Consider the following 11,962-nt stretch of genomic DNA (forward strand, 5'->3'; position numbering starts at 1 on the left):
GCGTCGACGTGGACGTAAAAAAGGCGCCGGGCCGTCCCGCAATCGCGGGACGGCCCGGCGCCTTCTGCATTCCGGAACCCGTCGGCTTACTTTGCCTTTTCAGCCGAGTCGCTGATCGCCTGGCCGCCCTTCGAAATATCCTGGCCCATGCCGGCCATCGTATTGCAACCGGCAAGCGCCGCGGTCACCACCAGCAGCATTGCAGCAATCGTACGCGTCATTCTCATTCTCCTTCGAATCAACAAGCCCGACCGGGCGAATCGTTTATGGCGCGGCGCCCGGCACGCTGCCGGACACGGGGCCTGACCTGATTATACGGAGACGCACGCCGTGCGCCAGTACGGCCCCACCGAGTGCCGCGCGCCACACCACGCATACGCACAGATTTTTCTTGACTTCATTGCGCCACGAACTAATATACGCATCGCGTATATTTTCCGTCAGGAGCCGCCGATGACCGTTCCCCAGCAAGCCTTCCTCCGCGACGCGATGCGCCGCCTCAACATGACCCGCGAGGCATTCGCGAATCGCATCGGCGTCAGCCGGCGCGCACTGGATACATGGCTGCTTCCGGACGATTCGCAGGAATCGCGCGGCATGCCGGAGATCGTCGAGCGCTTCGTGTCGGAAATCGTCGAGCGCCCGACGCCGGACAGCGAGAACTATACGCAAAGCGTAGACAAACAAGGGCTCGCGAAGCAATTCCTGTTCGAAGGCAAGCCGCAATTGATCTCGGTCGACCAGTTCTCGCGGGATTCGGTCGAGGCGCTGTTCCGCGTGGCCGATGTCATGCAGCCGATCGCGCGACGCCACAAGATTTCGCGCGTGCTCGAAGGCGCCGTGCTCGGCAACCTGTTCTTCGAGGCCAGCACGCGCACGCGCGTGTCGTTCGGCGCGGCCTTCTGCCGGCTCGGCGGCTCGGTGTGCGACACGACGGGCTTCACCTTCTCGTCGATGGCCAAGGGCGAATCGATCTACGACACGAGCCGCGTGATGGCCGGCTACGTCGACGCGCTCGTGATCCGCCATCCGGAAAAAGGCTCGGTGGCCGAATTCGCGCGCGCGACCAACCTGCCGGTGATCAACGGCGGCGACGGCCCCGGCGAGCACCCGAGCCAGGCGCTGCTCGACCTCTATACGATCCAGCGCGAGTTTTCGCGGCTCGGCAAGATCGTCGACGGCGCGCACATCGCGCTGGTCGGCGACCTGAAGTACGGCCGCACCGTGCACTCGCTCGTCAAGCTGCTCGCGCTGTACCGCGGGCTGAAGTTCACGCTCGTGTCGCCACCGACGCTCGAGATGCCGGCGTACATCGTCGAGCAGATCGCGACGAATGGCCATGTGGTCGAGCAGACGACCGACCTCGCGGCCGGGCTGCGCGGCGCGGATGTCGTCTACGCGACGCGGATCCAGAAGGAGCGCTTCACCGACGAGTCGTTCGAAGGCTACACGCCGGATTTTCAGATCAACCAGGCGCTCGTCGACTCGGTGTGCAAGCCCGACACGCTGATCATGCACCCGCTGCCGCGCGACAGCCGGCCCGGCGCGAATGACCTGTCGGTCGACCTGAACCGCGACCCGCGTCTCGCGATCTTCCGGCAGACCGACAACGGCATTCCGGTGCGGATGGCGATCTTCGCGGTACTGCTCGGCGTCGAGAATCTCGTCCAGCATTCGATGCGCGACGCGACGTGGCGGCCGCCGGCGTACCTCGGGCCGGAGGATGCGGTGTTTCACGGAATCGACTGACAAGGAACGGCCGAGGGCGCCCCCAAATCGGGTGCCCCGTCCTGCGTCGGGTTGCCCGGCGCGCTTCTTCTTTTTTTACATGCGACGAACGGTCGAACGATCGACCACTACGCCGCCCACGGATCGATCACCCGCAGCCCTACCGCTTCGAATGGCGCGACGTCGCGCGTCGCAATGATCAGGTTGTTCGCCTCGGCCGTCGCTGCGATAAAGCAATCGGCGGGCACGATTGCACTGCCCACCGCACGGGCCCGCGCACGAATGCCTGCATACGCTTTGCTCGCCGCTTCGTCGAACGGCAGGATCCGGCCTCGAAACACCGGCACGACACGCTGCTCGATGCTTTGGTGCAGCCATTCCCGCCTTCGCCCTTCCGGCAATGCCGCGACGCCGAACCGCATTTCGGCAAGACTGATCGCGGCAAGAAACAACGTCTCGACGTTCTGCGCATCGAGCCACTCGACCACGGCCGCGCTCGGCTCGCGCCGCAGCGGCTCGGACATGACGTTCGTATCAACAAGAATCATTCGAAGCTCATCGGATGGGTTGGCGTCTTGTCGCGCTCGACGTCGAAATCGACGCCGCCCGCCTCTCGTCCGATTTCCGCCAGCAGCGTGCCCAGCTTGAGACGCCCGCCGGGCAGAACGGCCTGCTCGAGGATGTCGCGCACCTCGGCTTCGGTGCTGCGCCCATGTTGCGCCGCACGGATCCGAAGGGCGCGATGTACTTCGTCGGACAAATTTCGAACGGTGATCACTGGCATGATGCACTCCACTACGATTGCTTTCAATGCAGTCATATTATCACCTTGATGTCATGCAGATAACCCGCGGCGCAATCACTCTAGCCCGCCCGACGAACCCGCCACAATTGGCCATTTGGCCATTCCCCACACCCCCGCCGCCCCGCAACCACCCCGCAACATTCGTCAACAATTTCCTTACAAACACAAACAAGAACGCTTCTCATTCAATAAAAAATTACATAGAATGGCCGCTGAAAACAAATCGTAATAATTCCCGACGGCATGCACATTTCCGCAGCGCCCCGGGGCCACACCGCGAGGTCGAAGCGCACCATGAAGTCCCGTCCCGACGAGCTGAAGCTCGGTAAATTCACCACCCTGTGCAGCGTGCTCGCCGCAAGCCCCGCGTTCGCCGACGGCACGCCGCCCGCGGCGCCCGCCAGTACTGAAGGCCACCTCGCTCCGATCGAGATCCGAGGCAAGACCGAGCACAGCTACAAGGCCGACTTTTCCGCTTCCGCGAAATTCACCGCGCCGCTCGTCGACACGCCGAAATCCGTCACCGTGATCCCGCAGGAACTGATCCAGAACAGCGGCGCGGCAACGCTGACCGAAGCGCTGCGCACGGTGCCCGGCATCACGTTCGGCGCCGGCGAAGGCGGCAACCCGCTCGGCGACCGTCCGTTCATCCGCGGCTACGACACGCAGGGCAGCATGTTCGTCGACGGCATGCGCGACACGGGCGCCACCACGCGCGAGATCTTCAACACCGAGCGCGTCGAGGTCACCAAGGGCTCCGATGGCGCGTACGGCGGCCGCGGCGGCGCCGGCGGCAGCATCAACCTGATCACGAAGGCCCCGCATCTCGGCACGACGGCCGCCGCGAGCGCGGGCCTCGGCACCGACCGCTATCGCCGCTTCACCGCCGACGGCAACTGGCAGTTCGCCGATCACGCCGCGTTCCGCCTGAACCTGATGAGCCACAACAACGACGTCGCCGGCCGCGACGCCGTCAACAACGAGCGCTGGGGCGTCGCGCCGTCGATCGCGTTCGGCCTCGGCACGCCGACGCGCGTCACCGCGAGCTACTACCACCTGCAGACGGACGACATGCCCGACGGCGGCATCCCGTACTTCTACACGACGTCGAACAAGCCCGCGAACGTCGGCACGATCTATCCGGCGCCCGTCGATCGCCACAACTTCTACGGCCTGATCGACCGAGACTTCCGCAAGACCACGTCGGACATCAGCACGATCAAGATCGAGCACGACATCACGCCGAACCTCACGGTGCGCAACACCACGCGCTACACGGAATCGACGCAGGACTACATCTGGACGCAGCCGGACGACAGCCAGGGCAACGTGGTGAACGGCAAGGTCTGGCGCCGCAACAACAACCGCAACAGCGCGATCAACAGCCTCGCGAACCTGACCGAGCTGTTCGGCGAGTTCCGTACGGGCCCGTTCAAGCACAGCTTCACGACCGGTATCGAGCTGTCTCGCGAATGGGGCAAGCGCGATTCGTACACGGTCGCGACCGACAAAGGCACGATCTGCCGGAAAGGCATCGGTGCGCCGTCGGGCTACAACTGCACGAGCCTCTGGTCGCCGAACCCGAACGATCCGTGGGCCGGTTCGATCACGCGCAACAACGACTACGCGCACGCGCGCACGACGACGAAGTCGATCTACGGCTTCGACACGATCGAGCTCACGCCGCGCTGGCAGGTGAACGGCGGCGTGCGCGTCGACGACTACTCGACCCGCTTCACCGATACCCGGGCCAACGGCGGCAAGACCTATACGCGCGACGACACGCTGATCAACTGGCAGGCCGGCCTCGTATTCAAGCCCGCGCGGAACGGCAGCATCTACGCGTCGTATGCGACGTCGTCGACACCTGCCGGCATGCTGCTCGGCGAAGGCAGCGAAACGCAGTCGCTCACGCCGGGCCGCGGCGGCGCCGGCCCGAACGCCGACCAGATGGCGCCCGAAAAGAACCGCAGCATCGAGCTCGGCACCAAATGGAACGTGCTGAACGACAAGCTGTCGCTGACGGCCGCGCTGTTCCAGATCGACACGACGAACGCACGCGTGACGCTGCCGAACAACCAGTACGCGATGGTCGGCAACAAGCGCGTGCAGGGCCTCGAGCTCGGCCTCGCCGGCCAGATCACGAAGCAGTGGCAGGTGTTCGGCGGCTACACGTACATGAAGAGCGCGCTGCGCGACAACGGCAAGGACGCCGCGAACAACGGCAACCGCTTCCCGAACACGCCGAAGCACAGCCTCACGATGTGGTCGAACTACGACGTCACGCCGAAGTTCACGGTCGGCGGCGGCGCGTTCTACATGTCGGAAGTGTTCGGCGATCCCGCGAACCTCCGCGCCGTGCCGTCGTACTGGCGCTTCGACGCGATGGCGCAGTACCGGATCAACAAGAAGCTCGACTTGCAGTTGAACGTGAACAACCTGTTCAACCGCACCTACTTCGATCAGGCGTATCCGGCGCACTATGCGTCGATCGCACCGGGCCGCTCGGCGTTCATCACGTTGAACGCGCGCTACTGATCGATGGTGGGCGTGTCGCTGAAGGCACTCGCGTCGGTATCGCCGAGCGAGTTCGCCGACATCCTGGCCGGGCCGCCCGAGCGCGCCGCCGCGTGGGTCGCGGCGGCGGCCGATCACGGCATCGTCGACGCGCAGGCCGTCTATGGGCAATACCTGCTCGACGGGCACGGCGTCGCACGCGATCCGGCCGCCGCGCTCAACTGGTTCCGGCACGCAGCGCGGGGCGGCCACCCGATGGCGATGAACATGCTCGGGCGCTGCTACGAGTTCGGCTGGGGCACGGCTGCGTGCGCGCCGGTCGCCGTGTACTGGTACCGGCTCGCCGCACAGGCAAGCCTCGATTGGGGCATGTACAACTACGCGACCGCACTTGCGCTCGGCAACGGCGTCGACGAGAACCGCGCCGACGCGCTCGACTGGTTCCGCCGCGCGGCCGCGCTCGGCCATGCGAAATCGATCAACCTGATCGGCGGCTTCTACGAGGACGGCTGGGTCGTATCGGTCGACCCCGACGCCGCGTTCGACCACTATCGCCGCGCCGCCGTTGCCGGCGACTTCCGCGGCCAGTTCAACTATGCGCGGCTGCTCGCCGAGCGCGGGCGCGTCGACGAAGCGCTCGTCTGGCTCGCTCGCGTGCCGGCCACCGCGACACCTGCGTTCGTCGCGAAGATGCGCGCGTATCTCGTATCGTCGCCGGTCGCCGCTTTTCGTGCGGCGGCCATGCAACTGGCGCCGCACGCGATGGAATCCGCATCATGATGCTTCATATCCCCGGCGTACTGACCCGGGCGCAAGTCGCGCAATGCCGCGACCTGCTCGATGCCGCCGAATGGGTCGACGGCAACGCCACGTCCGGCGCGCAATCGGCGCTCGCGAAACGCAACCGGCAATTGCCGGAAGGCGCGCCGGCCGCGCGCGCGGTGGGCGACGCGATCCAGGACGCGCTCGCGCGCCATCCGCTGTTCTTTTCGGCGGCGCTGCCGCTCAAGGTGTTTCCGCCGCTGTTCAATCGCTACGAAGGCGGCGAGACGTTCGGCACGCACGTCGACAACGCGATCCGGCTGCTGCGCGGCACGGATTTCCGCGTGCGCAGCGACCTGTCGGCGACGCTGTTCCTCGAGGAACCCGACGCGTACGACGGCGGCGAGCTGTGCGTCGAGGATACGTACGGCGTGCATCGCGCGAAGCTGCCGGCGGGCGATCTCGTGCTGTATCCGGCGTCGAGCCTGCATCACGTGACGCCCGTGACGCGCGGCGAGCGCGTGGCCTCGTTCTTCTGGATCCAAAGCATGGTGCGCGACGATGGCGACCGCACGCTGCTGTTTCAACTCGATACGCAGATTCAGGCGCTTTCCGCCGAAAAAGGAGCGAAGGATCCGGTGGTCATTTCATTGACCGGGATTTATCACAACCTGTTGAGGAAATGGGCGGATGCGTAGCGTGAGCCGGTCGCGCTCAGGCGCTTGCGCCGCGTCGAACAGCGGGTCTAAAATGACCATCGTCAAATGACCATGCTCATATCATGATGCCGCACGCTCCCGTATCGAAATCCGAATTCAAGGCTCGCGCACTCGAATACTTCCGGCTCGTCGAGGCGTCGGGCGAAAGCCTGATCGTCACCGACCACGGCAAACCGACGCTCGAGATCCGGCCGTATCGCTCGCGCCAAGCTCAGCCGTTGGACATATTGCGCGGTTCGGTCATGCGCTACGACAATCCTCTCGATCCGATTGCGGAAGATGATTGGGAGGCGTCGCGGTGATCGTGCTGGATACGCATGCATTGGTGTGGTGGGTAGCGGGCGACCCTGCGCTCAGCAGGAAGGCGCGAAGCGCGATCGATCGTGCACGCAGCGAAGGCGCGCTCGCCGCATCCGCCATCTCCGCGTGGGAGATTGCGATGCTGGTGCGCAACGACCGCCTCGCACTGACGATGGATGTCGACGCGTGGCTCGCCACCGTCGCGCAAATCGACGGCATGCGCTTCGTGCCGGTCGATGCTGATATCGCCGCGAAATCCACCGATCTGCCCGGCGCGTTCCACAAGGATCCGGCCGATCGCATGATCGTCGCGACCGCGCGGCGGCTCGGCGCCCCGCTCGTCACCCGCGACGAAAAAATCCGCGCGTACGCGCACGTCAAGACGCTCTGGTGATCCGCGCACGGTCCGCAGGACAGACCGGGAAGCCCCTTCTCCGCTTCAACGTTTTTCGATTCGTCTGAACAACCGCCCGACCACATGAAATCGCCAGCTGCTGATCGCCGCGCTGACCCGCGCCGGCTTCACGAATTACCCGTCCGAATGGTGGCACTGGTCGTTCGGCGATCGCTATTGGGCCGTCACGCAGAACGAATCGCACGCAATTTACGGTCCTGTCGAGGAAAGCATGCTCGACGAAGCATCGCGATGACGGTTTTCCCGATCCGACACGCGTGACTCGGTAACATCCTCACTTGCCGATCCCCGTGTGCTCCCGCACAATCGCAGCACCTGCCTCACTCCCCTCGCGCCGATGTCCTATGCGTCACTCGCCACCGGCGTCCTGCTCGCCGGCGGCCTTGGTCAACGCTTCGACCCGAGCGGCCTGCACAGCAAGCTGCTCGCACGGCTTCCCGACGGCACGCCGGTTGCGGTCGCCGCCGCCCGCCGTCTCGCGGCCGCCACCTCCGATGTGATCGCCGTCGTGCGTCCCGGCGCCGAAACGCTTGCGATTCTGCTGAACGAAGCCGGCTGTCAGGTCGTCTATGCACCCGACGCGTTGCGCGGCATGGGCGCGAGCCTAGCGGCCGGCGTCCGCACCACGCCCGACGCGAGCGGCTGGCTCGTCGCGCTCGCCGACATGCCGTGGATCGCGGCTTCCACTTACGAAACGGTCACACGCGCGCTCGAAGCCGAGGACGCGTCGATCGTCGCGCCCGCGCACCGAGGCGTGCGCGGCCATCCGGTCGGTTTCGCCGCGCATCACTTCGATGCACTCGCCGCCCTCGACGGCGACACGGGCGCCCGCGCGCTGTTCGCCAGCGCACCGGTGACACTGCTCGACGTCGACGACCCCGGCATCCTGCGCGACGTCGATACACCGGCGGATTTGCGCTGACCGCGATTGCACGGGCCCGCAAGATCCCGCACGAACACCGCCAATAGGCGGATTTCTCCGACGATCGACGACCTGCCGCAGAATCCCGCTGCAAACACGCGCCCGATTGGCTATAACGGAGACGAGGCGCATCCGCCGCGCCACCGCCGTCACGCACTGCGCGAGTTCTCCATGAGCGACCACACGACCCCGACGCCCGAGCCACCGGCCGATCCGAACCGCGATCCGGAAAACGATCCGTTCTCGTCGCCGCCCGGTCATCACGACAACCCGCAGCAGCCGGACGAACCGCCGAGCAAGGATCCGGTCTAGCCGCGCGCCGGCCGCTCCGTGAACGCGACCCGCTAGTGCCGTGACGGAATCTAGCGCGCCGTATACCCGCCGTCGATCGGCAGCGACACGCCGCTGATCATCGACGCCGCATCGCTCAGCAAAAACAGGATCGGTTCGACGACTTCGTCCGGCTCCGCGAATCGGCCGAGCGGAATCGCGGCCAGCATCGGCGCGCGCTTCTCGGGTTCGCTCCATGCGAACTGCGCCATCGGCGTGAGCGTGACGGTGGGGTTGACGCTGTTCACACGAATGCCGTGCGGCCCGAGTTCGATGCACAGCACGCGCGTGATCGCGTCCATCGCCGCCTTCGATGCGCAATAGCTCAGATGCGCGGGCAGGCCAACGAGCGCTGCCTGACTCGACACGTTGACGATGCTGCCCCGTGCGTTCGCCTTGCCGCGTGCGTCGCGCTCGATCATCTTTCGGGCGACGGCCCGCGCGACGAGCGCCGCGCCGCGCGCATTGACGGCCATCACGCGATCGAAATGCGCGGCGCCGACCTCGAGCGCCGGTTCGAGCGACGCGATCCCCGCGCAATTGACGAGGCCGTCGAACGCATCGTACGCGGCGAGTGCGGCATCGATCGCGTGTTCGTCGCCGCCGACGTCCATGCGCAACGTATCGCACGCAATCTCGCCGGCGAGCGCGTCGAGCGCGGCCATGTCGCGCCCCGCCGCGACGACGCGCGCGCCTGCGTGCGCCAGCGCGACCGCGCACGCGCGGCCGATTCCGCTCGATGCGCCGGTGACGAGCACCGTTGACCCGCCGAAATCGAATCGTGTGTTCATGATGATGTGCCCAGCCTGTGCATGATCGGCTTGAGTGCCGGATACAGCGCCGTGTAGAGCGAAAAACGCGCATCGTACGTTTTCGCGCGGTCGGCATCGGGCCGTGCGCGCTCGACGAGCGTGACCCAGCCGCCTTGCGCGTCATCGCGCGATACGAGGCCTGCGCCGACACCCGCGAGCAACGCAGCGCCCATCGCGGCTTCGACGTCCTGCTCGATCGTCCACACCGGAAAACCCGTCACGTCCGCGATGATCTGCATCCACATCGCCGAATGCGCGGCGCCGCCGACGACGATCAATCGATCGTCCAGCGCCACCGCGCCACGGCGGCCGGCCTCGATGTTGTGGCGCAACGCGAACGCGACGCCTTCGAGCACCGCACGATAAAGATGCGCACGCGTATGCGCGAGACTCAGGCCGATGAACGCGCCGCTCGCCTTCGCATCCCATACGGGGCTGCGCTCGCCCATCAGGTAAGGCAGGAACAGCACGCCGTCGGCGCCGGCCGGCACACTTTCGGCCGCCTCCTCGAGCAGCACGTGCGGATCGCCATGCGGCAGCAAGCGTGCCGCATCGATTTCCGCATGACAGAACTGGTCGCGAAACCACGCAACCGACGCGCCGGCCGTGATCGCGCCGCCGAACACGTACAGGTCGCGCTGCCCGTCGAACACGTGCGGCATGCTGACGAGGCCATGTCGCGCATCGACGTGCCGGTTCACGTAGCCCCAGCACATGCTGGTGCCGATCATCGCGACGTGCTGTCCGGTACGCGTGGCGCCGGCCGCGAAGGTCGCCACCGCCGCATCGACGCCGCCCGCGACGACGGGCGTGCCGGCCGGCAGCCCGAGCTGCGCGGTCCATTGCGACAGCAAGCCGCCGACGACGTCCGTCGAATCGACCAGCCGCTCGGGCATCATCGTCGCCGGAATGCCGAGCATGTCGAGTGCGTCGTCGGACCACTCTCGGCGCGCGACGTCGTACACGCCGCCGATATTGCCGGCCGAACTGTGATCGACCGCCACTTCGCCGGTCAGCAGGTAGATCACGTACGCGTTCGGCGGCAGGAAATAGCGCACGTTCGCCCATACGTCCGGCCGCTGGTCGCGCAGCCACAGCATCTTGGTGAACCCGTAATAGCTGTCGACGCCGTTGCCGGTGATCACGCGCAGCCGCTCGACGTTCACATGCTCGTTGACCCAGTCGACTTCCGCGGTCGCGCGCCGGTCCATCCAGATCAGGCACGGATGCAACGGCCGCATGTCGATGTCGACCGGGATGCCCGACCCGCCGTACAGGCTGCTCACGCACACCGCGCGGATCGCATCGGCCGGCACGCCCTGCGCGCGCGCGTCGCTCACGCAGCCCGCGATGCATTCGAGCACCGCGTCGAACCACACCTGCGGCCACTGCTCGGCCCACAGCGGGCGCGGCGTATCGGGCTGGTAGCCGGCCGAGCGCCGCGCGACGATCGTGCCGTGCCGGTCGACGAGCAGCGCCTTGGTGCTCTGCGTGCCGATGTCGACGCCTATGACGTATTCCATGATGTCTCCGGTGAGGCGCACGCCGGCCGTCAGCGGGCCGGCTTCAGCAGCACCTTGATCGATTCGGGCGATTTCGCGACGCGGATCGCGTCGTCCCAGTCCTCGAGCGCGAAACCGTGCGTGACGATGCCCTTGGACGTGACGAGCCCGCGCGCGAGCAGGTCGATCGCGACCGGATAGCAGTATGGCCCGAGGTGCGCGCCGCGTACGTCGAGTTCCTTGCGGTCGCCGATGATCGACCAGTCGACGGTCGCATCCTCGCCGAACACGCTGAATTCGACGAAGCGGCCGAGCTTGCGGATCAGGTCGAGCCCCTGGTTCACGCCGACCGGTGCGCCGGTCGTCTCGATGTAGACGTCGCAGCCGTAGCCGTCGGTGAGTGAGCGGACGATCTCGCGCGCGTCGTCGCGCCGCGGGTTGATCGTCACGTCGGCGCCGTACTGCCGCGCGAGTTCGAGCCGTTCGTCGATCAGGTCGATCACGACGAGTTTCTTCGGCGTCTTCAGGTGCGCGACCTGCGTCATCATCAGCCCGAGCGGGCCCGCGCCCGCGATCACGACGACATCGTCGAGCTGGACGTCGCCGCGGTTCACCGTATGGATCGCGCACGACAGCGGCTCGATGATCGCCGCATCCTCGAGCGATACGCCGAGCGGGATCTTGTGGACGATCGCGGTCGGCGGAATGCGCATGTACTCGGCCATGCCGCCGTCGGCGACCTCGCGCTGGAAGCCGAAGATGTTGTGCACCTCGCACATCCAGTACTGCCCCGACTTGCAATAGCGGCACTTGCCGCACGGCACGATCTGCTCGGCGATCACGCGGTCGCCCATCGCCACGCCGAAATGCTCGGCCGCGCCGTCGCCGAGCGCTTCGACATAGCCGAAGAATTCATGGCCGGGAATCACCGGCGCCTTCACCCACGGGCTCGGTCCGCCCCAGAACATCTTGGCGCCGGTATAGCACTTGCAGTCGCTCGCGCAGATGCCGCACGCGGCGATGCGGATCACGAGTTCGTTCGTCCCGGGGTGCGGCTTCGCGACCTGTTCGACGCGATAGTCCTCGGGGCCGTGGCAGACGACCGCGGTCATGCGCGGCTGGGCTTCGGGTGTCGTCATGAGTTGTCTCT

The 11,962-nt window shown here is 66.3% G+C and carries 15 protein-coding genes; 9 read left to right on the plus strand and 6 right to left on the minus strand.

Annotated features, from left to right (window positions below):
• Positions 1 to 86 precede the first annotated feature (86 nt).
• Complete coding sequence (locus HWX09_RS27265) at positions 87 to 221, minus strand: entericidin A/B family lipoprotein (protein ID WP_027781077.1); 135 nt, start codon at positions 219 to 221, stop codon at positions 87 to 89.
• 232 nt (positions 222 to 453) lie between these two features.
• Between HWX09_RS27265 and HWX09_RS27270 the strand changes: the two genes are divergently transcribed.
• Positions 454 to 1,749, plus strand: coding sequence for an aspartate carbamoyltransferase (locus tag HWX09_RS27270; RefSeq protein WP_027781078.1), 1,296 nt, complete (start codon positions 454 to 456; stop codon positions 1,747 to 1,749).
• Between the two features lie 107 nt (positions 1,750 to 1,856).
• Here the strand turns inward: HWX09_RS27270 and HWX09_RS27275 are convergent, their stop codons facing one another.
• Positions 1,857 to 2,276, minus strand: a complete 420-nt coding sequence (locus HWX09_RS27275; RefSeq protein WP_027781079.1) for a type II toxin-antitoxin system VapC family toxin — start codon at positions 2,274 to 2,276, stop codon at positions 1,857 to 1,859.
• A complete protein-coding gene (locus HWX09_RS27280; RefSeq protein WP_027781080.1) occupies positions 2,273 to 2,512 on the minus strand; it encodes a plasmid stability protein in 240 nt (79 codons plus the stop codon). The genes HWX09_RS27275 and HWX09_RS27280 overlap by 4 nt, the downstream gene beginning before the upstream one ends.
• A 315-nt stretch (positions 2,513 to 2,827) precedes the next feature.
• On the opposite strand from HWX09_RS27280, the gene HWX09_RS27285 reads away from it, so the two are divergent.
• From HWX09_RS27285 to HWX09_RS27320, 8 genes are all read left to right on the plus strand, one after another.
• Positions 2,828 to 5,071: a TonB-dependent siderophore receptor gene (locus HWX09_RS27285; RefSeq protein ID WP_027781081.1), complete on the plus strand. Its 2,244-nt coding sequence runs from the start codon at positions 2,828 to 2,830 to the stop codon at positions 5,069 to 5,071.
• Positions 5,072 to 5,074: 3 nt separating this feature from the next.
• The gene (locus tag HWX09_RS27290) at positions 5,075 to 5,830 is read left to right on the plus strand and encodes a tetratricopeptide repeat protein (RefSeq protein WP_027781082.1); all 756 of its coding nucleotides are present in this window, start codon (positions 5,075 to 5,077) and stop codon (positions 5,828 to 5,830) included.
• Positions 5,827 to 6,510, plus strand: a complete 684-nt coding sequence (locus HWX09_RS27295) for a Fe2+-dependent dioxygenase (RefSeq protein ID WP_027781083.1) — start codon at positions 5,827 to 5,829, stop codon at positions 6,508 to 6,510. The genes HWX09_RS27290 and HWX09_RS27295 overlap by 4 nt, the downstream gene beginning before the upstream one ends.
• Before the next feature lie 83 nt (positions 6,511 to 6,593).
• The gene (locus tag HWX09_RS27300; protein WP_027781084.1) at positions 6,594 to 6,833 is read left to right on the plus strand and encodes a type II toxin-antitoxin system Phd/YefM family antitoxin; all 240 of its coding nucleotides are present in this window, start codon (positions 6,594 to 6,596) and stop codon (positions 6,831 to 6,833) included.
• Positions 6,830 to 7,225 carry a type II toxin-antitoxin system VapC family toxin gene (locus HWX09_RS27305; RefSeq protein ID WP_027781085.1) on the plus strand — a complete coding sequence of 132 codons (396 nt, stop codon included), beginning with the start codon at positions 6,830 to 6,832 and terminating at the stop codon, positions 7,223 to 7,225. Before HWX09_RS27300 ends, HWX09_RS27305 begins: the two co-directional genes overlap by 4 nt.
• A 100-nt stretch (positions 7,226 to 7,325) precedes the next feature.
• Positions 7,326 to 7,481: a hypothetical protein gene (locus HWX09_RS27310; RefSeq protein WP_329601537.1), complete on the plus strand. Its 156-nt coding sequence runs from the start codon at positions 7,326 to 7,328 to the stop codon at positions 7,479 to 7,481.
• A 102-nt stretch (positions 7,482 to 7,583) separates the two neighbouring features.
• Positions 7,584 to 8,168, plus strand: a complete 585-nt coding sequence (locus HWX09_RS27315) for a nucleotidyltransferase family protein (RefSeq protein WP_027781086.1) — start codon at positions 7,584 to 7,586, stop codon at positions 8,166 to 8,168.
• Positions 8,169 to 8,339: 171 nt separating this feature from the next.
• Positions 8,340 to 8,480: a hypothetical protein gene (locus HWX09_RS27320; RefSeq protein ID WP_175888605.1), complete on the plus strand. Its 141-nt coding sequence runs from the start codon at positions 8,340 to 8,342 to the stop codon at positions 8,478 to 8,480.
• 50 nt (positions 8,481 to 8,530) lie between these two features.
• Here HWX09_RS27320 and HWX09_RS27325 read toward each other — a convergent pair whose 3' ends face one another.
• Genes HWX09_RS27325 through HWX09_RS27335 form a run of 3 tightly spaced genes read right to left on the minus strand, consistent with a single transcriptional unit; the run spans position 8,531 to position 11,951 of the window.
• Positions 8,531 to 9,289: an SDR family oxidoreductase gene (locus tag HWX09_RS27325; protein ID WP_027781087.1), complete on the minus strand. Its 759-nt coding sequence runs from the start codon at positions 9,287 to 9,289 to the stop codon at positions 8,531 to 8,533.
• Entirely contained in the window at positions 9,286 to 10,833 is a 1,548-nt protein-coding gene (locus HWX09_RS27330; RefSeq protein ID WP_027781088.1) for an FGGY-family carbohydrate kinase, read from the minus strand. Before HWX09_RS27330 ends, HWX09_RS27325 begins: the two co-directional genes overlap by 4 nt.
• Before the next feature lie 29 nt (positions 10,834 to 10,862).
• On the minus strand, positions 10,863 to 11,951 hold the full coding sequence (locus tag HWX09_RS27335; RefSeq protein ID WP_027781089.1) for an alcohol dehydrogenase catalytic domain-containing protein: 1,089 nt from the start codon (positions 11,949 to 11,951) through the stop codon (positions 10,863 to 10,865).
• Positions 11,952 to 11,962 lie beyond the last annotated feature (11 nt).

Source organism: Burkholderia sp. BCC1208, assembly GCF_902833095.1.
Lineage (GTDB): Bacteria > Pseudomonadota > Gammaproteobacteria > Burkholderiales > Burkholderiaceae > Burkholderia.

Coding starts and splice junctions, on each gene's coding strand:
- HWX09_RS27265 (WP_027781077.1), bottom strand. CDS start 221: ATGACGCGTACGATTGCTGCAATGCTGCTGGTGGTGACCGCGGCGCTT.
- HWX09_RS27270 (WP_027781078.1), top strand. CDS start 454: ATGACCGTTCCCCAGCAAGCCTTCCTCCGCGACGCGATGCGCCGCCTC.
- HWX09_RS27275 (WP_027781079.1), bottom strand. CDS start 2,276: ATGATTCTTGTTGATACGAACGTCATGTCCGAGCCGCTGCGGCGCGAG.
- HWX09_RS27280 (WP_027781080.1), bottom strand. CDS start 2,512: ATGCCAGTGATCACCGTTCGAAATTTGTCCGACGAAGTACATCGCGCC.
- HWX09_RS27285 (WP_027781081.1), top strand. CDS start 2,828: ATGAAGTCCCGTCCCGACGAGCTGAAGCTCGGTAAATTCACCACCCTG.
- HWX09_RS27290 (WP_027781082.1), top strand. CDS start 5,075: ATGGTGGGCGTGTCGCTGAAGGCACTCGCGTCGGTATCGCCGAGCGAG.
- HWX09_RS27295 (WP_027781083.1), top strand. CDS start 5,827: ATGATGCTTCATATCCCCGGCGTACTGACCCGGGCGCAAGTCGCGCAA.
- HWX09_RS27300 (WP_027781084.1), top strand. CDS start 6,594: ATGATGCCGCACGCTCCCGTATCGAAATCCGAATTCAAGGCTCGCGCA.
- HWX09_RS27315 (WP_027781086.1), top strand. CDS start 7,584: ATGTCCTATGCGTCACTCGCCACCGGCGTCCTGCTCGCCGGCGGCCTT.
- HWX09_RS27320 (WP_175888605.1), top strand. CDS start 8,340: ATGAGCGACCACACGACCCCGACGCCCGAGCCACCGGCCGATCCGAAC.
- HWX09_RS27325 (WP_027781087.1), bottom strand. CDS start 9,289: ATGAACACACGATTCGATTTCGGCGGGTCAACGGTGCTCGTCACCGGC.
- HWX09_RS27330 (WP_027781088.1), bottom strand. CDS start 10,833: ATGGAATACGTCATAGGCGTCGACATCGGCACGCAGAGCACCAAGGCG.
- HWX09_RS27335 (WP_027781089.1), bottom strand. CDS start 11,951: ATGACGACACCCGAAGCCCAGCCGCGCATGACCGCGGTCGTCTGCCAC.